This window comes from Streptomyces sp. NPDC006235 (assembly GCF_040613735.1).
Taxonomy (GTDB): domain Bacteria; phylum Actinomycetota; class Actinomycetes; order Streptomycetales; family Streptomycetaceae; genus Streptomyces.
This window is the reverse complement of record NZ_JBEXSR010000031.1, coordinates 43,021-61,478: the sequence shown is the minus strand read 5'-3', so window position 1 is coordinate 61,478 and position 18,458 is coordinate 43,021. Positions and strand designations below refer to the sequence as shown.

Sequence of the window (18,458 nt, the reverse complement as noted above, 5' to 3'; positions counted from 1 at the left end):
CGCCTAGCACCAAGGGGTCAGTTCCGTCATGCGCGTTCGCGTCGCCACCACCGTACTCGGCATCACCGCCGCCCTCCTCGCCGTGCCCGCCTGCTCCACCGACACCACCGGGTCCAAGCACCAGACCCCCTCCTCCCGCACCGGAAGGCCGGCCGACGCCGTCCAGAAGCCGGCCGCGCTCTCCTCGGCCGCGCTCGAGTCCCGCCTGCTCGACCCGCGCGACCTCGGCAGCGGCTACCTTCCCAAGCCGGAGCGTCCGGCCCAGCACGACGACGTCACCGTCATCGGCTGCCCCGCCCTGAGCGAGCTGGGCGGCGATGCGGCGACTGGCGGCACGCTCGCCTTCCCGCACAAGGCGAAGGCGGACTTCACCTACGGCGGCAGCTCCTCACTGGTGGGCTCGCGTATTCAACTGTCGCCAGTTCGCGGTCTCCACTAGCGTGCTGGCTACGCTGTGTGACGAAAGTGGGCACTCTGGCTCTAATTGATCGTTTCGGAATGAGGTTCGCAGGCGCCGCCGACAGAACGTCCCCAACGCGCTTGCCCTGATCCACACACAGACCCGATCCCCCTATGTCAGACTCTTTAGACAGCTCTTCGTCCGGCGACGCGGTGGGCGCGCGTGGACCTTCGGGGCCACCGGGGGATCGCCAGGGCTTCCCGCAGCCCATCCCCCTCGCTCCTTGCTGATGAGGCAGGCAGGCATGCATGGGTAGGAACTTTGTTGTCGGGGACCAGGTCACTGCCCTGGTCGACCTGGGCCGAGGGGTCACGAAAGGCATGCGCGGAACGGTCTCTTCGGTGTCGCTTTTCCACGGGCTCGTTACTGTCCGCTTCTCCAACGGCGCTGAGGTTCCTTCGGTGAAGCTGCACCAGATCACGCACGCCTAGGGGGTAAGGCGGTCATGCATGAGAATGCACCCAAGCCGGTGCGACCTACCCAGTGGCTGGCCTGGGCTGCGCTTCAGGTGTGGTTCACGCCGTTCGGAATCTATGCCTACTGGGACATGTCGAGGCCCCCGTGGAACGTCGAAACCAACTGGGCCCTGGGTTCTGCGGCCGTGCTGATCGCCATACCCACGGTCTACGGCCTGTCGCTCGTCCAACAGGTCTTCGCAGTCCGTCGCTACCATGAAGGGCTCCGGGAGGCTTACGCCCGGCCACTCTCTCCGACCTGCGAGGGGTGCAAGGTGAGGCCATGCTCGTGGAATACCCGGACCAGCGAATGGATGGACACCTGCTCGGCTTGCCGCGGCGACGAGTACTTCGACAACGACCACATGATCGGCTAACAGCGCCGCGTTACCGATAGGAAGCCCTAACTGATCGTTCAGCATGAAGGTCGTTGTGGGGCTTGGTAGTCGGGTGTTGTGTCGGCAGGATCTGTCGGGTGTCTGCTGATCTTGTCCCGGTCGACCTGTGGGAACGAGCGGCACACAAGGACAGCAGGATGAGACGTCTGCTCCCGGCCTACAACTTCCCCGTGGCTGAGGCCGCGCTGGGCTAGATGGAGCAGTACCGCGACTCATGGGATCTGATGGGTCGTCTTGATGGTGGCCAGTCCGGAAAGAGGGGGCAAGTTCGCTGTTCAGCTGTCCCGGAGAGGCGGCCGTTCCCCTGACCGCGTACCCAGACCGCCGGGCGCGCACCGCCCCGAACCATCACGACCCCACAAGCTCTACGAGTTCAGCCTGAGTAACGGCAAGCCAACGAGGAGAAAGCGCGCTCTCGACACGCCTTCCTCACGCTCGATCGTCTGCCTCGATGCCCCGTACCAACTCCTGCGGCAACGCTTCGAGTTCCTTCGGTCACGAAACGGGTAACAAGCCTCTGATGTCGACGCGTGGCGATCGATCCCTCCATACTGGCCGGCATCGAGAAGCTAACTGGCAGCGGGAAGGGGGGACGCATCGGTGGAGTACGTGCGGCTCGCGGACGGCAGTCAGACGGTGGCCACGACCGTCGTCAGCGTGATTCTGGGCGGCATTATCCTCTTCGCGATCGTCGCGAAGGTCGCCGAGAATCTGTCGGCCCTCGCCCGGGCCAAACCTAGCGATCTCGGTTTCCCTCTGATGATCGCGTCGGTAATGTTCCTTGTCCTCTGGCTCCTCCTGGCGGTCTTCATGACGTCGGGGACACAGGCGGCAGCCGTCGCGGGCGGCATCGTGGGCGTGCTGTTCCTCGGCATGCTGCTCTTCGGGGAGCCGGCCCCTTCGAGGCCGCACGACCGCGAATGGAACGCGTCAGTGGATAGAAGAGGGGCAACTCTGCCGTGACGTCACCGGATTCGACGGAGCCGATGCAGTCGCGGCGCTCGGTGATGGCCCGCGACGCCTGCCTGGTGGCTCTGGTCGGCACACCGACCCTCGTCTGGTACGGCGCCTGGCGCTTCGCATCGGCGTCCCTGGCCGTGGCGGCCTGCGTCGCCCTGGCAGTCGGTTGTGCCGCCACGCTGATCGCCTCTCGCCTGGGGCATGCGCGGAAGATGCTGGCGGCCCTGGGATTGCTAGCCCTTTCTGTGGCTCTCGCGGCGCTCACAGGCCGAGCTCAGGACTACTTCCTGCCGGGTATTCTCATCGACGCGCTCTACGCGGTGGTGCTGTCGGCGAGCGTGGCGCTGCGGCGGCCCCTGATCGGCGTGGTGCTGCGCGCCGTCGCCGGGCGATGGCGGTTCCGGGTTCCGGGTTCGAAGCGGGCGCACGCACTGCTCACCTTGCTGTGGGCGGCACGGTTCGCCGCGGAAGCCGTCGTGATGACCGTCCTGTACCTGCGCGGCGACACCGATGTCCTGCTCGTGGCGCGCTTCGTGCTGCGCGCGCCGTTGCAGATCGCCTGCGCTGCGGTGACGCTCGCCGTCCTGGCTCACGGCGCTGCCCGGCAGCGTAAGGCGGAGACCGACTCGCCGAAGGCTGCCGGGAATTAGGGAGTCGAGTCCCGGTTGCCGGGCAGGGGGAGCCGTGTCGTGCCCCTTGCGTGGACCAGGGCCCGCATGCCCCAGCGCGCCGGTACGGCGATGACGGCAGGGGGGACGAGTGCGCGGCTCAGGGCGATCGTCTCCGCGATCCGGCCGAGTTCCCCCGGCGACCCGTGCAGTGGCCGGCGCAGGACCAAGGAGGGCAGCGTCCTCCACCGCGTCCGTCGCGGGGGCAGGCGCAGATCGCCGTACCAGGATGCCCGGATGTCGGCAGACGGCAACAAGCGGGCATGCCCGTCCAGTTCGTTCACCGCGCGGCGCCCGGCGGACGACCGCCAGACCGGGTGCAGCGCGAGCAAGCCCTCCGGCCGTAGCACCCGGAGCAACTCGGTCAGCAGTTCGTCGACGTCCCGTACATGCTGGGCGACGAAGCTACCCAGGACGACGGAGAACGTGCGGTCACCGAAGGGCAGGGCCTGCCCGAGCGCGGCGACCGCCCTCGAACCCGCCGGGGGCTCGTCCGCGTACGCGGGGTCGACTCGGACGACATCCAGCCGCTCACGCCCGAAGGGTGAGTCGCCGGCGCCGATGTCGAGAATCGGACCCGCACGGTCCACCACTTCCAAACCGAACACATCTGCGTAGAACTCCCTGGTTCCCCGCCCGGTTCTGATCGTTTGCCGTGAGCGATCGAGATCTTTCCGGTGAACTTCCCGCATCATTGTGCACTTCCGATCTCAGATAATCGAACTACTCAGCACATATGGACAGTTCATGGTGCACTCGGTCACACTGTTGGAACTTTGCATCACCGATCAAGGGGGCGGGTATGCAGCAAGGTAGTTCGACAACCATCCAAGATCGCGAATTGTTCGTAGAGCTCGTGGGTTCGATCAAGCAGGACTGGCGTACGGCGGAGACGGCGGACAGCACACGAGAGCGCCGGCGGCTTCTCGAACCGCGCGCCGATGAAGGCGTCACTTGGTGAGAAAGGATTCCGGTCTCCGGCGGTACAGCCGGCTGACCAGGGTTCATGCCGCGAGCGCCGCGGCCTTCGTCTACCCCCTCGGCCCCTTAGTGGCCGCGGGGGGAGACGTCTCCCCAGCTCCGGTGATCGCGATCTCGGCCCTCGGGGTGCTCGGTCACACCTATGGATGTACGGTCAACGACCTCGCCGATCTGGAGTCCGACCGACGGAACCCGGCGCGACGCAGAAGTGTTCTGGTCAGTGGTGCTGTCAGTATTGCCGGGGCGCGTATCGCGCTCGGAGTTCAGTTAGCTCTGGCCGTCGTGCTGACGATCTTCACCGCGGTCGCGGGAGAATCGGGGTGGTTGTTCGCCGTGGGCATGACCGTCCTTTTCGCGACAGTCACTTTTTCCAACACCCATCAGAAGCGCAGGATTGCCCATCCCTTGGTGATGGACCTCCTGTTCGGCGTGAACATGGGCGCACCGGCTGTCCTGTGCTGTGCCGTCACGGGCCCGGGTGATCTCACGCCCGCATGGCTGGTGGCCGTGGCCTTCGGTATCCACATGGTCCTGCTCAATGTCGTTGCCGGAAATCTCAAGGACCTCGAACACGATCGGGCGGTGGGAGACGACACGACGGCGCTCCGGGCGGGGGTGCGGCTGACCGATTCAGGTCGGCTGATACCGACGCGCCCCTATCTGCTGCTGCTCTGCGTTCTGCTGCTCGGTTCGGTGGCCTCCCTTCTCGCACTGGTCCTGGCAGCCCCGTCTTCGGCCGGACACCGCGCGGTGGCGACGGCCGTACTGCTCGTCCTCCAGGGCATGGCCGGCCATTCGCTGTGGACGCTGGTGCGGCAGGCGCGGGCCGTGGACCCGAACGGCCGGGAGCGTTATCTCGGCTTGAATTTCTTCTCGTTGATGGTGGCGTGCTTGCTCTGGGCACCCCTCGCGACGGTCGTCGTCGCCGTCCTCACCGCCGTGTGGCTCGTGCTGACCCGCGGCCTGGTGGCCCTCCCTACCCGTGAGCAGGAGAAGATCGCCTGATGCCGTCCCTGAACGAGGCGTGCTCCGCCGTGCCCTGGGAAACCGTCGTCGCTCGCATTCACCACGAGATCACTCGCGCCGTACCCGCGCTCGACAGGACTGTCCGGGAACTCCCTCGCAAGGTGTTCGGCCTCGATTCCGGCTTCTTCTACATGCCACTCGCCCAGGCCATGCACTGGGGGGAGGAGGACGGAGGCTGGCTGGAGGAGGTCGCTACCGTCTTCGGCCTCGGGCACCTGTACTACGTCCTGCACGACCAGCTCGTCGACCACGGACGGCTTTCGCCCAGGCAAGCTGTGCTCATGGACTCCGCGCTCACTCTGTACCTGACGCGCGGGGCACGGCTCGGGGCCGGAACCGAGCGCTTCCTGGTGTCCCATGCCGCCGGTGCGGCCGCCTATGCCGAGGCGCTCTTGCGAGACATCGCACACAACGAGCGGCCGGGAGACGACTACAGCCCCGACGACGTATTCCGTCTGGGAGAGAAGGCCGCCCCCGGGATTCTGGCCCTGGTTGTCGTGGCGGCGCGCTGCGGACGGTCGCAGCACCTCGCGCAGCTGCCCCAGGCCGTCACGGACCTGTGTTCCGGACTCCAGTTGCTCGACGACCTGCAAGATCTGAGGGAGGACTGGGAACACCGCAACGTCACCTTTCCCGTCTCCTTGGGCATCAGCGCGCTGGGCATCAGCGCCCCGGACGGTGCCGATCCCTCGCACGCGCCCTTCGCCGCACACACCGCCGACGACCTCCTCGACGCCCTTTATCTGAGCGGCGGAGCAGCCGTGGTGCTGCGACTCGCACTGCGCTGCCTGGAGCGGGCGCGCGCCGCGCTGTCGCGGACCGACGCCGGAGTCGTCCTCGGGCTGACCGACACATGGGCCGAGCGCGCCGCAGGGCAGCTCGACCGAGCGGAGAAGGGATCAGGCGCCCATGCTCGTCTGGGGTGACCGCGTGAAGCCCCCGGTCCGCACCCGGCTGACCGGGCACACCTACGGTATCTACTACACCCTCTGCATCGGTCTCTTCCGCCCCACCGTGCGGGTGCCGCGCACGGTGATGCCCCCGGACCCGGTGCTCTACTACATGCCGCACGGAGACCTCGTCCCCGGGGTCTTCGCCGCTCGCGGATTCCGTCATTTCGCCTGGGTCAACGACAACACGGTCGGCGGCTACGCGGCAGCACTGCCCGCTCTGGCCGCAGGAGTGGACGTCTTCCGCATCGGCCGTGGAGGACACCGCAGTCCGTACCAGCAGGTCCGGGATTTCCTCCGCGAGCGCACGGGGCCCGTCGGGATCTTCACGGACGGAGGCCGCCGGGACGGCAGGGTGAGGACTTCCCTTGCAGCGCTGGCGAAGGACACCGGCAGGGCGGTCGCGCCCTTGCGCGTCCGCGCGGACCGGGCCTGGGAGTTCCAGGGCCAGTCGGTGCCCCGTCCCTTCAGTACGATCCGGGTCGCCCGGGGCGAGCCGATCCCCGCCGCCGCGCTGTCCGCGGCCGGAACCGAGCGGAGCCGGGAGATGCTCCAGCGCGCCCTGGACGCACTGAGCGAGGCGGCACCAGGCGGGCGAGAGACACCGTGAGAGACGCCAGGACCGCGCACGGCACTGCCGTACCGGCCGCAGCCGTCTCCGGCCGTAACGGCACAGGGATCGCCGGACGCCTCTGGGACTACACGGGTCTGGTGCGGCTGGAGTGCCTGCCCCTGCTATCGGTGCCTTTCCTGCTGGGCTTTGCCGTGTCACCCACCGGCTCGCCGGCGACGGCATACGCCTGGTTCGCAGCCGGTCTGGCCCTGCACGGCCTCAGCTGTGCCAGCAACGACATCGCCGACAGGGAACTGGACGCCCTGGACCCACGGCGAGCCAACCGGCCCCTGACCTCGGGACGCGTACCGGTCCGGCACGCTGTCGTCCTGTCGCTGCTCCTGGGCGCGCTGTTCACGCTCGCGGTGCTCACCCTGCCCAGCGAGCACCCTTCCCTCCTGTGGGTCTCCCTGGCCCTCACCGTCTGGGGCAACACGCGGCAGAAGCGCTCCCGTGTCCCAACACCGGTGTCCGACCTGCTCTGGGGCGTCAGCGTGGCCGCGCCGCTGCTCGCGTTCACCCCGGCGCCCACGGCCGGACATCTGGCGGCGGCGGCCGCTCTCGCCCTGGTGGTCACCGCGTTCGACGTGGCGGGAGGAGACGTCAAGGACCTAGAGACGGACCTGTCCGCCGGACTCCGCACCACGGCGATCGTGCTGGGCCTGCGGCCCGGACCGCACGGTGTCGGCACGTCCACCGCATTCCGGCTGACGATGACAGCCGGCTACGCGGTGACAGGGGCGCTGTGCCTGACAGCACTCCTTACCGCGTCGGCCCAGCTTCCGCTCCTCCTGACCACCCTCACGGCCCTCCTCGCGGGCACTGCGCCCCTGGCACGCCACACCGCCGGACGGCGCGTCTCGGCCGGCGGCCGCAGCGTGCTGTTCCTGGCCGGCCCGTTCATCGCGGTGCTGGGCGCGACGGCGGCCCTGGCACCCCGCCCCGCCCAAGTCGCCCTGAGCATGGCAGCCGTGACGGGAGCCACGCTCGCGGCTGGCCTCGGTCGACGGCTCCTGGCCCGCACCGCACGGCGCCTGCCGTCTGCGCACAAGGAGCTGCCGGAGGCGTGAAGGGCTGCCCGACCTGGGGAACGAGTCAGAAGATCCGGGCCACGGGCTGGGTTTGTGAGCACACCGCGGTCCGATGGCCTGCCGGCGGGGACCCCTACAACTTCAGGCTGAACCAGATCGTCTTCCCCTGGTCCGTCAGCCGTACGCCCCAGTCGTCGGCGAGAGCGCGAACGAGCAGGAGGCCACGCCCGGACTCCTCGTCCTGGGCGGCGCGGCATGGCTGGGCAGGAGCAGCTGACGTCTTCGTGGCCGTCCTCGTCGGGCAGCAGTGCCAGCAGGACGTGGTCGACGGTGGCCTCCAGGTCGACTGCGGCAGCCGCAAGTTCGTCCAGGGCGCGATCTGCTGGGTCAGCTTGTCCTCGATGTCGGCCCCCAGAGTCTGTCTGCAGTGACGATGAAGTTGGGGTCGTCGGCGTACTCGGGCATAACACCGACGACCTCGCGTAGTCGGGAGTCGCGCGACTCTCACGTTCTGACAGGTAATGATCACCTTGAGTGGTCACCGGGGGCATAGTGACGCCAGGTTCCTCCGGCCTCTTCGGCGAGCCGGGTGGTGTGGTCGTCGTTGTAGCCGAGCATCCGGGCGATCACCGGAGCGGGGGCTTGGAGGACGAGTTGGCGGATCGCCGCTGTGCGTCCTGGCCGGGTCGGGAAGCCCAGTTGGCGGAGCCGAGGTGCCATGGCTTCCCGAGTCATGGGCTGTCCGGCCCAGCGGCCGGGGAAGAGCCATCGGGCTTCGGGGTTGGTCGCGGTCTTGGTGTTCGGTCGCGGCCCCAGGTAGTTGAGCAGCATTCCGTCGAACGGGGCGGGAACGGGCGACGGTGGGTCGCCGAGCCGGACGAGGACTTTGCCGCCCTCGTGCTGGACGTCGTCGCTGCTGAGCCTGGTGATCCGCGTAGGCGGCTGGGCGTAGAGGAGGACAAGGACGGCGGCCACGCGGTCCTGGAGCGGTATGTCGTCGCGGTTCACGAGCTGTCGCAGCAGCGCGAGCCGTTGGTGCTGGGTGATCGGCGCAGGATTCGCCGTCGAGCGGTGCGGGATGGTGACGGTCGGCATGTGCCTGGACTGCACAGCCCAGCGGAGGAAGGAATGGGTGAGGCGCCGGGCGGTGTAGCCGCCTGCATACCAGGTGTCGACATCGGCCTGGGTGCAGTCGGCGAGGCTGCGTCCGCGCTGGGCAAGGTGTTCGAGGAAGTTGATTGCAAGGCAGAGCTTGTTGCGGGCCTGCTGGGTCTGGCTGCTGGTGAGCGGCCCATGGCCGGCCAAGGCGCGGAGACGGCGTTGAATGTGCCACGTGGCGAAGAGGTCCAAGAGCTTGCGGTACTCGGGGTCGCTGACAGTCGGCAGTTTCTCGGCGAGCCACCGCTGGAACAGCAGCAGATGCCGGTCGGCCGGCGGAAGGACACCGCACTGCATGAGCAGGTCGCGCAGGTAGGCGACCGATCTCCACGGCGTGAGCTGACTCAGCCCCTCATGGGTGAGTGGGGCTCGGTTGCGGGCCAGGGCCTGGAGGTTCTGCTGGACGTGCGGCTGATTGGTCCAGGTCAGCCCGCCCCAGGGGCGCTCTATCTGTCGGAGCGTCTCGAACAGTGGGAGGAGTTCGGGCCGGATGCGGCCGGTGTCGTCGCCGAGGAGTTCGTGAAGGCGCTCGGCCAGGACACAACGGGCGCAGATTCCGCGGCGGTAGCGTCGTGCTTCTTGGCCGCACTGTCCGCAGGTGAAGTTGCCTAGGCCACCAGCACAGTCGGTGCGGAGTTTGCCGCCGTCCGGTGCGAGGCCCGGGGTAAGCCGCTCGATGCCGCAGCCTGCGCAGGTTCCGTAGGTCTCCAGGGCCTGGGCGTAGCAGCTCGCACAGAGGTAGCCCTCGGGCCAGTGGGCTGCCCTGGGTCGGACGGCCCGGCGGCATCTCACGCAGAACGGGTCTTCGGCGTGGACGCGGGTACGGCTCATCCTTCAGGCCGCATGCGGGCGCGTTTGGGACGGACGGCCGACAGGTCGACGACTGCGTCGCCGGTGGCGACCTTGCGAATGACGGCGTTCTCCGCCTTAGTGGCGATCAGATCCGTTGGCGTGCAGTCGAAGATGTCGCAGAGCGCGGCCAGCACCGGAAGGGACAGGCGCTCGGGAGTGCCGGTAACCAGGCGGTGGACCTGCGAGAGGGAGAGGTTGACGCCACGCTCGGCAAGAGGCGGGGCAAGCTCGCTGGTGGTGAACATCCCGGCGACAGCCATCTTCTCGCGCAGTCGCCACTGGTAGCTGACCTGGCGTTTCATCAGGCCCTCCTCGCGGGCTTGAGAGCGGCCTCGACCGTCGCGTCCAGGGCGCGACGCAGGGTGCGGGTCCGGAAGTCGGAGGAGACGCAGGTGTAGACCGAGGTGGTGCTGGCATGCTCGTGGCCGACTTGCTGCTGCACGAACAGCGGATCCCAGCCGTCTTCGATCAGGTGGGTGACGTAGGACCTTCGCAGCGAGTGGAAATCCAGGACCGGATCCAGGCCGAGGTCGTCGCGGTAGGCGGCGAAGCGGGAGTCCAGCCGCTGCAGTCCGACCCGCCGACCGCGTTCGGACGGCCATAGGGCGGGACCGTCCGCGTGCCGCGTCGCCGGCCTCACCTCACTGATCCACTGGTCGACGATCTCGGCCGACCACTCCCACACAGTCAGCACGCTGCGGCGCTTCGGGGGCGATCCCTTCTTCGCCTTGCCGTGGCGGACGTAGCAGACGCCGTACTCGCCGAACTCCGCCGCTTCGGGGTTGCGACCGAAGTCAGCCGTATCCAGCATCCGCGTCTCGTTGCGCCGCAGCCCGTAGGCGTACGCAGTCTTGAGGAGCATCGCGTCACGGAAAGCCGGCAGCCAGCCCTTGCGGCCGCATCCACGGACCCGGCTCACCTCATCGTCGGCGTGGTCGAAGAGCGCCTGCAACTCATCCCGGGTGAAGGCCCGTTTCGGGGACTCGGCCTCGCACTCCTGCATGTGCACGGCGGTATTCCACTCGTGACACACCTGGATCGGATGGGTACCGAAACGGTGCTCACACTCCGCTGCCCAGCCGTAGGCCGGGTCGGTGGTGTAATCGCAGAACAGACGCACCGCCACCTGGTATCCGCGTAGCGTCGAGCGGACACAGCCACGGACCGCCCGCAGGTCACCGAACCACTCGTCAGCCAGCATTGAGGACCAGCTCCACGGAAAGGCATCCGCGTGCGCGGCGAACGCCCGCACCTTCCGCTCCCGACCGTTGATGGTCCACAGCGCGAGGTTCCGCGCCAGTTGTTGGTTGCGCCAGCCGTCCAGCATTGCCTCGAAGACCTGCTCCTCTGGCCACAACAGCGGCACTCCGTCAGCCAGGTGTAGCCGCGCGGCCCCAGGGGCCGCCCCGTCCTTACCCGCCAAATTCATCACGCTCCGTAGATCGCATCCGACGCGAGAATGTCGCATCAGACGCGAAGCCCGGAGCGGAACGGCAGGTCAGCCATCCGATCAGGTGAAGCGGGACGACACAGGCCCTGCCCGTCCGCTACCGTCTCTGCAGACCAACTGCGAAGCCTCAATCCACTGGTCAGTGCTCTTCTACGTCCGGTCGACCAGCGTGGCGCAAAATACGTTCAGTTAGCATCGGGTGCGATTCGCGCCGGTTCGGAGATCTCCGAGGAGCTGTACAGCGATAGCGTGAAGAAGCTCCCCGATGGCATCCACCGGATCTTCGACGCCATGACCGGCTGCAGGACCTATCAGGTCGTCGCGGGCGGCACCCCGGTCGACGTGACCTCGCAGAAGCTGCCCGCACCCCACGCCAGCGGTGACGAGCAGTGGAGCCAGCTCCTGACATTCATCGCCCGGGGACGGAGCACCGTGGTCAAGCAGACCGCGATCCGCGACGGCAACCTGCTGCTGGTCATCTCCGGCTCCCCGGCCCTCGTCGACCGCCACCTCGACAAGGCCCTCGACAAGGCCACGGCAACGAGCTGACCTGCGTGCACGTCACGCTGCTGCCTCCGACCACCGCAGGTCGGGGGCAGCAGTGCGTTACTGGCTGACGCGTTCAGCGGCGCGAGCGGCTTGGCCTGGTACCCAGGCTCGGACCTGGCCGGGCTGGAAGCAGAGCACGTTCGGGTTGTGACTGTGCGGCCCGTAGCCGCTGCAGGCGTTCACGAGCAGGTACGCGCCTGCGGGAACGTGCCAGTTCCAGAACCAGGCGTCCTGCCGCCGCCCGGTGTCGCACCAGGTCACGACACCTTTGGAGCCACGGCGGCCGTGCTGGTAGACCCGCGTCACCTGGAGGAGTTGCCCCTGCCCGGAGCTTCAGTGCTGCTGAAATGCCTGCCACTGCGGCGACGATGAGAGCGATGACCATAAAGGCGCCGGGGCTGGGGTGCATCGCCGCCTCCTACATCGTTCCATCAACGGGCGGCAATTCTTCCTGGGCATCGAAGACCGGGCCACTTCACTCGAGAAGCAAGAAAGTCCGGCCCCTCCAACTGGGAGGGTGCCGGACTGCGATCGTCGAGAGTTGTGTGCGGGACGTTAGATGGCCGGCGCGCGCAGGAGGCGCTCCTGGGTGGCCTCGGGCAGTACCCGCCGCAGGACCGGTGCGGTCGAGCTGAGGGAGGCGGCGAAGGCGGCGACGAGATCGTGCGGGACGCTGGCGGCGAACGATGCCGCCCACAGACACGGTGCGCCGAGCGCGGGCTCGGCCCACGCCTGCCATCCGGCCGGTCCCGTCTCGTCGTCCTCGGTGGACAGGGCCCGCGGGTCGGCGTCCTGGATGAGGGGCGGGACCTCGCCGAGGCTGATGTGCGAGGTGAACGTCGGGTCCGTCGCCGCCGCCTCGGGTTGGTCGATGTCGCGGAACCATCCGTGGGCGGCGACAGCGTCAAGGACCAGCTCGGATCCGGCGAGCGACACGGCAGGCTGGTCGCTAGCGTCGAGCGCGATGAGGAAGTCGACCACCGCCTCGCCGGGGACGTCACGGGTGAAGTAGGCCGACCACTGGGCGAGCGGGCTGCTCGCCTCGGCTCGGGCGGAAATCTGCCAGGCGATCGGCAGCTCGCCCAGGTGGAACGGCTCGTCCGCCAGGCCCCACTGGGCCCAGCGCAAGGCGTCGGGGCTGATGTGCAGGACGGTGCTGCGCAGGACCTGGCGGTCCTCCGGCGCCTCGTCCGGCTCGTGCCGTCCGCGGACGATCGTCAGGCTCGTCCAACCCAGGCCGGCGAGCGCGTCGGCGACGACGTCGTAGAGGCGCCCATCGTCACCGGCCAGGTGCCGGGGGCCGACCCAAAACGCGGGCTGTCCGCCACGCGGGGCGGACGAGTCGGACGGGAAGTCGGGGTACAGGGGCGCCTCCAAGGGCTCGGTGCGGGTCTAGTTGCCGCCGGCGCGGCGGCGAGGGCGGCGCGGGGGCGCCTGGACGGGGCCCTGCCACGTCAGGGCGATGGCGACCTCCGGCGGAAGGTGGCCGAGCTGTGCGTCCGGGTCCGGTCCTTCGGCGAGGTAGACGACGGTCTGGCCGGTCTCGTCGACCGACTGCAGGACCTGCGCCAAGCGGTGCGCCATCGGGGCGAAGGGGTTCATGGCCTGGCGGACCGGAGCACTCCGGTCGCAGCCGGACAACAGGTCGATGAGATCGCCGACGGTCATCTCCGGGGACGTCACAGACAGCCTCCTGGGGTTCGGGGGAAACGGGGGCAGTGGAACGGGCCGGCCTTCGGTACGGCCAGCGCTCACCGGGCGGTCACTACGTGTCGGTGTCCGCGCTGTCAGAGGCGGCGTGAGGTCTCCAGCACACTCGCTACGGTGGCGGCGACGATGTCGGCCGGCGTCTCGGTATCGAACGACAGTTGGTAGCCGCGGACTTTGGTGGTTCCGGTGACAGCGATCTTCCATCCCTCGCTATCCGTGCCGGGGCGGCCGAGCGGAAACCAGCCGAGGTAGAACCGGCCGTCCTTGGAGCTGACGTGCACGTCCGCGCGATCATCGACGATCAGGTGGAAGTCCTCGGCGGAGAACTGGTCCATGACCAGGGTCGGCTGACCGGGGCCGAGCTGCCACTCCCGCGGTCGCAGGGCTTCGACGGTGGTGGAGAAACCGGGGCCCGCAGGGGCTACGGTCACGGGCAATCACCTCTCTGACCTGGGGTTTCTTGCAAGGTCGTCTACGTTGACATGCCCTTGCGCCCGTTGGCCAGTCTTTCCGCGATCTTTCCTGTCTGCCCCCGGCGAACCGTTGTCCTTTGACAGCGAAGTTAGTCGTGTGCGGTGCGCTGACCTGGGGCGACTGGATTGGATGTCAACGAGTCCGCTAAGCGGGCTCGGTGAAGTCAACTCCCTATGGCCCGATGCCTCGTTCGGGCGGATGCTTGCTTCTCTGAACTAAGCGACAGCGTGGGATGCTGACGGTATGTAAAGTTCTGTCAAGTAGCGTCCACTGTCGTCACGCGGCCCAGAGGTGCCGGAAGACTTGATTCATGAGCACTGAAGAAGCCCATGAGATGGAACCTCGCCCTGAGCCTGAGAGGCCGCTCAGGAAGGTGGCCGCGATAGTGGCGATCACGCTTCTCTCCGCCATCACTGGCGGGGTAGCTCAGGCCGTGACGGAGAGAATTATGGGCGCCTAATCTGACTAGCGCGGATGGAATGACGGGTGGAAGGGCCAAGCGAATTTCGATGCCTTCGGAGGAGCAACTTCCTGAGGGCCCTCGTCGCACATTTCTGGCCGCCATGCATGTGCACTACCGAAATGCCGGGTGCCCGAGCACCCGCAGGATCAGCTCTATGGTCGACAGGACGGACTCCGCAAAAGACATCATCTCCCATCAGGCAGTGGCCAATATCCTTAACGGGAAAAGCTTTCCAGCCTGGTCCAAGGTGGAGGTGATGACCGCAGCCCTCCTGCACTTCGCCGACATCGAAGTTACAAGCCAAGAGATCGCAGCAATCCGCGAACTGTGGCTCGCCGGGCACTACGAGGAACAGGGAGCCGCCCCGTCAGTCAGCTTCCTCGGCAGGACCCCTGGCGACGCTGAGGATCAAACTGGCGTCAGCTCCCTACTCGAAACGGACCTTTACCCGCTCACATCAAGCTTTGACGCCGAAACCGTTGAAGCGCAAAGGAGGGAGAATGCTGCCGGCGATGAAGAAGGTCGCGACGCACCCTCGTATGAGGAGCTGTTCGTCAGATTCATAGCCCAGCCATTGCCGGGACCTGGCATGTTCTCGATCGACTTGGTAGCCGGGACGCTTCAGGTGGTCGTAAACACGGAGCACCCTATGGGGGCCTCCATTCTCCACGTCATGGAGAATGGAGATGAGAGATCTTCGCGACTGATGAAGAACCTCCTCGTCTCATGGGCGCGTATGGAAGATGAGATCCCTTCAAGTAGGCAGCGGAACTCGGTCGCGATGATTCGACGTGACTGGGGTCGTTATGCCCGATGGCTTGAAATTCCGGAGGGTGAATAGATATGGCTCCGCCTTGAGTCGTCCTGAACGGAATCAAGTGCCCCGTGCGGTGATTTCCCTCAACGAGGGCATCCTTAGCTAGGTTCGCTGTCAAACGCCTCGATTGGATGACAACGGACAACCGTCCGTTGACATCGAACTGTGGGGCCTCAGATGGCGTGGCCAAATCTCGCGGCCATGGCCACCTCGTGGCCGATTGACCATGGATCTGAGGATTTCTGGCCACCCTGTTCGCTCTAGGGGATGAAGGCGAGGTGGCGCAGCCCTCTTCTGGGACAGTCGCTCGGCAGTCCGGCCTCCCGGCTGCTCCCGCTGAACGCCTAACTCGGTGCCAGGCTCCTGACCCATGAACATGTCGGGCTGGGCATCTTCATCACCACCGTCGCGCTGATCCTCGCGGCGAACCTGACGGTCCGAGGGTCTGAAACCGCTCGGCGTAGAACCGTAGAAATGGCGTCTCCCGGCAGCCGGTCATGGGGGCCCGCCGGCCGGAGTACCTCAGCACCTCCCGCCAGCGCCAGCCCGTTGTCTCCTGCCTACGATTCCGGGACCAACCCCGGCACCGTAGGCGAAGATCGGGGACATGAGTTTGTGGGGTATGGGACAGGAGACAGCCACCGCCCTCATGGGCGCCGGAGGAGCTGTGGTGGGCGCGGCTCTCACCGGGATGTTCACCGTTCGTGGTGCGCGACGGCAAGCCGCAGCCGCTGTCCAAGCTGGGCTCGCCCAGGCCGCCAGCTCCTACCTCGGCCCCCTCGACACGGCCCGCCGCGCGGCGCAGAGGGAAGCCTACGTACGGCTCATGACGGCAGCCCAGAGCTACGCGACCGAGGTACACCCGGTCCTTCGGCTGGCCAGGGGGATGGACAGGGCGGCCGCGAACACAGGCAACCTCTCCCGCAGGGTGGCCGCCCGCGAGGCCGCGGCGGAAGCAGACTTCCGGGGCCGCATATCGGCAGTAAACAACCCGAACCCGGTATCGACGGCTGTCCAGCATGTGGAGCTCGAAGGGCCCGCCGAGGTAGCCGAGGCCGCGCGGCAGGTGCGCGCCGCCACCACCGGCCTCTTCCGCATGCTCCGGCAGGCGGGGCGTGGCGAGCGCGTGGCCGGAGGAGTCGTCCCGCCGGACCCGGAGCGCTCCTGGACGCGTCATGAGGAGCTGCTCACCGCGATCGAGCGGTTCACGCAGGCCGCGCAGGAGCACCTGAACCGCCGAGACCATCCACGCACTGACGAGCGGCCCGGGCGGCGGGCACGGGTCCCCGCGTTCTTCAGCCGGAGCAGCGCCCGCCGGACAACCACGTGACCGCTCACTCATGGATGCCGGCACCTACTGGCCGGGCTGCACCTTCACGATGTTGATATCCGTGGCGGTGCCCTCGGCCTCTAGCGTCCTCTTGCGGTCCTACGCGGTGGGCAGGTTGTAGCTCACCGCCGACGTGCGCTTCTTGCCGTCCTGTACCCACTGGACCCGGTAGTTGCTCCCTCGTCGGCTTGGTGTGCGACGACCAGCCGCGATTCCACAACCTCGCATCTAGGACTGCATGCGTGGCCCTGCCCTGGTCAGAATGAGCCGGGCACTGTGGCAGCGGCGGTGGGGGCCGGACCGTCGCAGGGCTCCGAAAATCGAAGTGATCACTTCCTTGTCTCCCCTACCCTGCCGGACACCGACAGCCCCTCCTGACGAGGACGCCCGATGACGAGCAACCCCACCGTGCGCCCGGAGATCATCGACTTCTACACCCGGTCCGACGAAGCTTCACGGCTGCAGACCACCGCCACAGGCACCCTGGAGTTCGCGCGCACCCGCGAATTACTGCGCCGCCACCTCCCGCCGGCACCGGCCCGCGTGCTCGATGTCGGCGGTGGTCCCGGAACGCACGCCCGGTGGTTGGCCGACGACGGTTACACGGTGCACGTCGTGGACCCCGTCCCCAAGCACGTCACCCAGGAAGCCGCCATTGACGGCGTGACGGCCGAACTGGGCGACGCCCGCCGCCTCACCGCCGCGGACAGGACGTACGACGTCGTTCTGCTTCTCGGCCCGCTCTACCACCTCCACGACAAGACCGACCGGATCTCCGCGCTGACGGAGGCGGCCCGCGTGGCCCGGCCTGGCGGACTCATCGCCGCTGCGGCGATCTCCCGCTATTCGCCCCTCCTCGACTACATCGCGACCACCGGTATCACCGAGTCAGCGATCCAGGACGGGGTCCGTGACACCCTGGCCCAGGGCCGCTACGCCGGACAGCGCGGCTTCACCGTCGCCTACTTCCAGACCTCCACCGAGCTGCGCGCGGAGGTCACGGAGGCCGGTCTTACCGATCCCATCCTCTACGGAATCGAAGGACCCGGGTGGGTGGCGGTCAAGGCCATCGAGAAGTACACCAACGCCAACCTCATGGGCACGGACATATACGAAGCGGCCCTCGCCGCGGCGCGCATCGCGGAACCGCACGCGGCCCTCACCGACGCCTCCGCCCACTTTCTCGCCATCACCGGGCCCTGACCGGTCTAGGGTGTCGCCACATGACGCTGCTGATCGTGGGTGGGTCCGGGTTCCTGGGCACCGAGCTGGTCCGGCAAGCTGTATCGGCGGGGCGCCCGACGGCCGCGACCTATACGACCAGGCCCGGCAGTGCTCCGGGGGTTACTTGGCGCAGCCTCGACCTGCGGGATCCAGGGAGCGTGGAAGCGGTCGTGGCCGAGGTGAACCCTCGCGTCATCGTCAATGCATCGAGCGGCGGGGCCGACTGGGCAGTCACAGCCGAGGGACCCGTCCGCCTCGCGATCGCCGCGGCGAAGGCCGGAAGCAGAATGATCCAGGTCTCCACCGACGCCGTCTTCTCCGGCAAGAGCCACGTTCCCTACGACGAACACTGCAGGCCCGACCCCATCACCCCGTACGGAGCGGCGAAGGCCGCCGCGGAAACGGTGCTCCTGATCCATCCGGACGCCGTCGTGGCCCGCACTTCGCTGATCATCGGCGACGGACAGTCCGAGCACGAACGCACCGTCCACGAACTGGCCGCCGGTACCCGCGAAGGCGTCCTCTTCACAGACGACTTCCGATGCCCGGTCCACGCGAGCGATCTGGCCGCAGCGCTCCTCGAACTCGCGTCGGGCGACACGACCGGCGTCCACCACCTCGGCGGGAACCAGGCTCTCAGCCGGCACGAGCTGGGCGTGCTCATCGCCCGACGCGACGGACTCGACGCATCGCGACTGCCCACCGGCCTACGGGCCGACAGCACCCTTCCCGGGCCCCTCGACATCCGCCTCGACAGCCGCTCGACACAGCGCAAGTTGCGCACCACGCTGCGCGGCGCGCACCAGTTCCTCGCCCCCACGGCCTGGACGCCGCAGCCCGGCGACCGCGCGTCACGCGGGCGCCGGTAGAAGAACGACACACGCGCTTC

The 18,458-nt window shown here is 67.7% G+C and carries 19 protein-coding genes and 2 pseudogenes; 14 read left to right on the top strand and 7 right to left on the bottom strand.

Annotated features, from left to right (window positions below; translation table 11 throughout):
• Positions 1–28 precede the first annotated feature (28 nt).
• From ABZ192_RS29580 to ABZ192_RS29565, 4 genes and pseudogenes are all read left to right on the top strand, one after another.
• Positions 29–391 (top strand): annotated as a pseudogene (locus ABZ192_RS29580) (hypothetical protein); the annotation flags it as partial.
• Between the two features lie 514 nt (positions 392–905).
• Entirely contained in the window at positions 906–1,292 is a 387-nt protein-coding gene (locus ABZ192_RS29575; protein WP_356927534.1) for a hypothetical protein, read from the top strand.
• Positions 1,293–1,913: 621 nt separating this feature from the next.
• A complete protein-coding gene (locus tag ABZ192_RS29570; RefSeq protein ID WP_356927533.1) occupies positions 1,914–2,276 on the top strand; it encodes a hypothetical protein in 363 nt (120 codons plus the stop codon).
• On the top strand, positions 2,273–2,923 hold the full coding sequence (locus ABZ192_RS29565; protein ID WP_093600738.1) for a DUF3159 domain-containing protein: 651 nt from the start codon (positions 2,273–2,275) through the stop codon (positions 2,921–2,923). Before ABZ192_RS29570 ends, ABZ192_RS29565 begins: the two co-directional genes overlap by 4 nt.
• On the opposite strand, the gene ABZ192_RS29560 is transcribed toward ABZ192_RS29565, so the two are convergent.
• Entirely contained in the window at positions 2,920–3,534 is a 615-nt protein-coding gene (locus tag ABZ192_RS29560; protein WP_356927532.1) for a methyltransferase domain-containing protein, read from the bottom strand. The two genes, ABZ192_RS29565 and ABZ192_RS29560, sit on opposite strands and share 4 nt — an antisense overlap.
• Before the next feature lie 364 nt (positions 3,535–3,898).
• Between ABZ192_RS29560 and ABZ192_RS29555 the strand changes: the two genes are divergently transcribed.
• The 5 genes from ABZ192_RS29555 (at position 3,899) to ABZ192_RS29535 (ending at position 7,973) form a co-directional block, all read left to right on the top strand.
• Positions 3,899–4,927 carry a UbiA family prenyltransferase gene (locus tag ABZ192_RS29555; RefSeq protein ID WP_356927531.1) on the top strand — a complete coding sequence of 343 codons (1,029 nt, stop codon included), beginning with the start codon at positions 3,899–3,901 and terminating at the stop codon, positions 4,925–4,927.
• Complete coding sequence (locus ABZ192_RS29550) at positions 4,927–5,874, top strand: hypothetical protein (RefSeq protein ID WP_356927530.1); 948 nt, start codon at positions 4,927–4,929, stop codon at positions 5,872–5,874. The genes ABZ192_RS29555 and ABZ192_RS29550 overlap by 1 nt, the downstream gene beginning before the upstream one ends.
• A complete protein-coding gene (locus ABZ192_RS29545) occupies positions 5,858–6,508 on the top strand; it encodes a hypothetical protein (protein ID WP_356927529.1) in 651 nt (216 codons plus the stop codon). Before ABZ192_RS29550 ends, ABZ192_RS29545 begins: the two co-directional genes overlap by 17 nt.
• Entirely contained in the window at positions 6,505–7,581 is a 1,077-nt protein-coding gene (locus ABZ192_RS29540) for a UbiA family prenyltransferase (RefSeq protein ID WP_356927528.1), read from the top strand. Before ABZ192_RS29545 ends, ABZ192_RS29540 begins: the two co-directional genes overlap by 4 nt.
• Positions 7,582–7,826: 245 nt before the next feature.
• The gene (locus tag ABZ192_RS29535; RefSeq protein ID WP_356927527.1) at positions 7,827–7,973 is read left to right on the top strand and encodes a hypothetical protein; all 147 of its coding nucleotides are present in this window, start codon (positions 7,827–7,829) and stop codon (positions 7,971–7,973) included.
• 94 nt (positions 7,974–8,067) lie between these two features.
• Here the strand turns inward: ABZ192_RS29535 and ABZ192_RS29530 are convergent, their stop codons facing one another.
• From ABZ192_RS29530 to ABZ192_RS29520, 3 genes are read right to left on the bottom strand one after another with little or no spacing between them, the layout of a single operon-like run.
• Positions 8,068–9,531, bottom strand: coding sequence for a hypothetical protein (locus ABZ192_RS29530; protein WP_356927526.1), 1,464 nt, complete (start codon positions 9,529–9,531; stop codon positions 8,068–8,070).
• Positions 9,528–9,854, bottom strand: a complete 327-nt coding sequence (locus tag ABZ192_RS29525; RefSeq protein WP_356927525.1) for a helix-turn-helix transcriptional regulator — start codon at positions 9,852–9,854, stop codon at positions 9,528–9,530. Before ABZ192_RS29525 ends, ABZ192_RS29530 begins: the two co-directional genes overlap by 4 nt.
• Positions 9,854–10,918, bottom strand: a complete 1,065-nt coding sequence (locus ABZ192_RS29520; RefSeq protein WP_356927524.1) for a site-specific integrase — start codon at positions 10,916–10,918, stop codon at positions 9,854–9,856. The genes ABZ192_RS29525 and ABZ192_RS29520 overlap by 1 nt, the downstream gene beginning before the upstream one ends.
• A 300-nt stretch (positions 10,919–11,218) precedes the next feature.
• Between ABZ192_RS29520 and ABZ192_RS29515 the strand changes: the two are divergent.
• A pseudogene (locus tag ABZ192_RS29515) lies at positions 11,219–11,551 on the top strand (hypothetical protein); the annotation flags it as partial.
• Between the two features lie 555 nt (positions 11,552–12,106).
• On the opposite strand, the gene ABZ192_RS29510 reads toward ABZ192_RS29515, so the two are convergent.
• The 3 genes from ABZ192_RS29510 to ABZ192_RS29500 all read right to left on the bottom strand — a co-directional run bounded on the left by ABZ192_RS29510 (position 12,107) and on the right by ABZ192_RS29500 (position 13,692).
• Positions 12,107–12,928, bottom strand: a complete 822-nt coding sequence (locus ABZ192_RS29510) for a DUF317 domain-containing protein (protein ID WP_356927523.1) — start codon at positions 12,926–12,928, stop codon at positions 12,107–12,109.
• Positions 12,929–12,943: 15 nt separating this feature from the next.
• Positions 12,944–13,234 (bottom strand): hypothetical protein, encoded by a 291-nt coding sequence (locus tag ABZ192_RS29505; protein WP_185015125.1) that lies wholly within the window; start codon positions 13,232–13,234, stop codon positions 12,944–12,946.
• Between the two features lie 104 nt (positions 13,235–13,338).
• Complete coding sequence (locus ABZ192_RS29500; RefSeq protein WP_356927522.1) at positions 13,339–13,692, bottom strand: DUF317 domain-containing protein; 354 nt, start codon at positions 13,690–13,692, stop codon at positions 13,339–13,341.
• Positions 13,693–14,352: 660 nt separating this feature from the next.
• On the opposite strand from ABZ192_RS29500, the gene ABZ192_RS29495 reads away from it, so the two are divergent.
• From ABZ192_RS29495 to ABZ192_RS29480, 4 genes are all read left to right on the top strand, one after another.
• Positions 14,353–15,039: a hypothetical protein gene (locus ABZ192_RS29495; protein ID WP_356927521.1), complete on the top strand. Its 687-nt coding sequence runs from the start codon at positions 14,353–14,355 to the stop codon at positions 15,037–15,039.
• Between the two features lie 598 nt (positions 15,040–15,637).
• Complete coding sequence (locus ABZ192_RS29490) at positions 15,638–16,345, top strand: hypothetical protein (RefSeq protein ID WP_356927520.1); 708 nt, start codon at positions 15,638–15,640, stop codon at positions 16,343–16,345.
• 390 nt (positions 16,346–16,735) lie between these two features.
• Positions 16,736–17,548, top strand: coding sequence for a class I SAM-dependent methyltransferase (locus tag ABZ192_RS29485; RefSeq protein ID WP_356927519.1), 813 nt, complete (start codon positions 16,736–16,738; stop codon positions 17,546–17,548).
• 20 nt (positions 17,549–17,568) lie between these two features.
• A complete protein-coding gene (locus ABZ192_RS29480; RefSeq protein ID WP_356927518.1) occupies positions 17,569–18,438 on the top strand; it encodes a sugar nucleotide-binding protein in 870 nt (289 codons plus the stop codon).
• Positions 18,439–18,458: the final 20 nt, after the last annotated feature.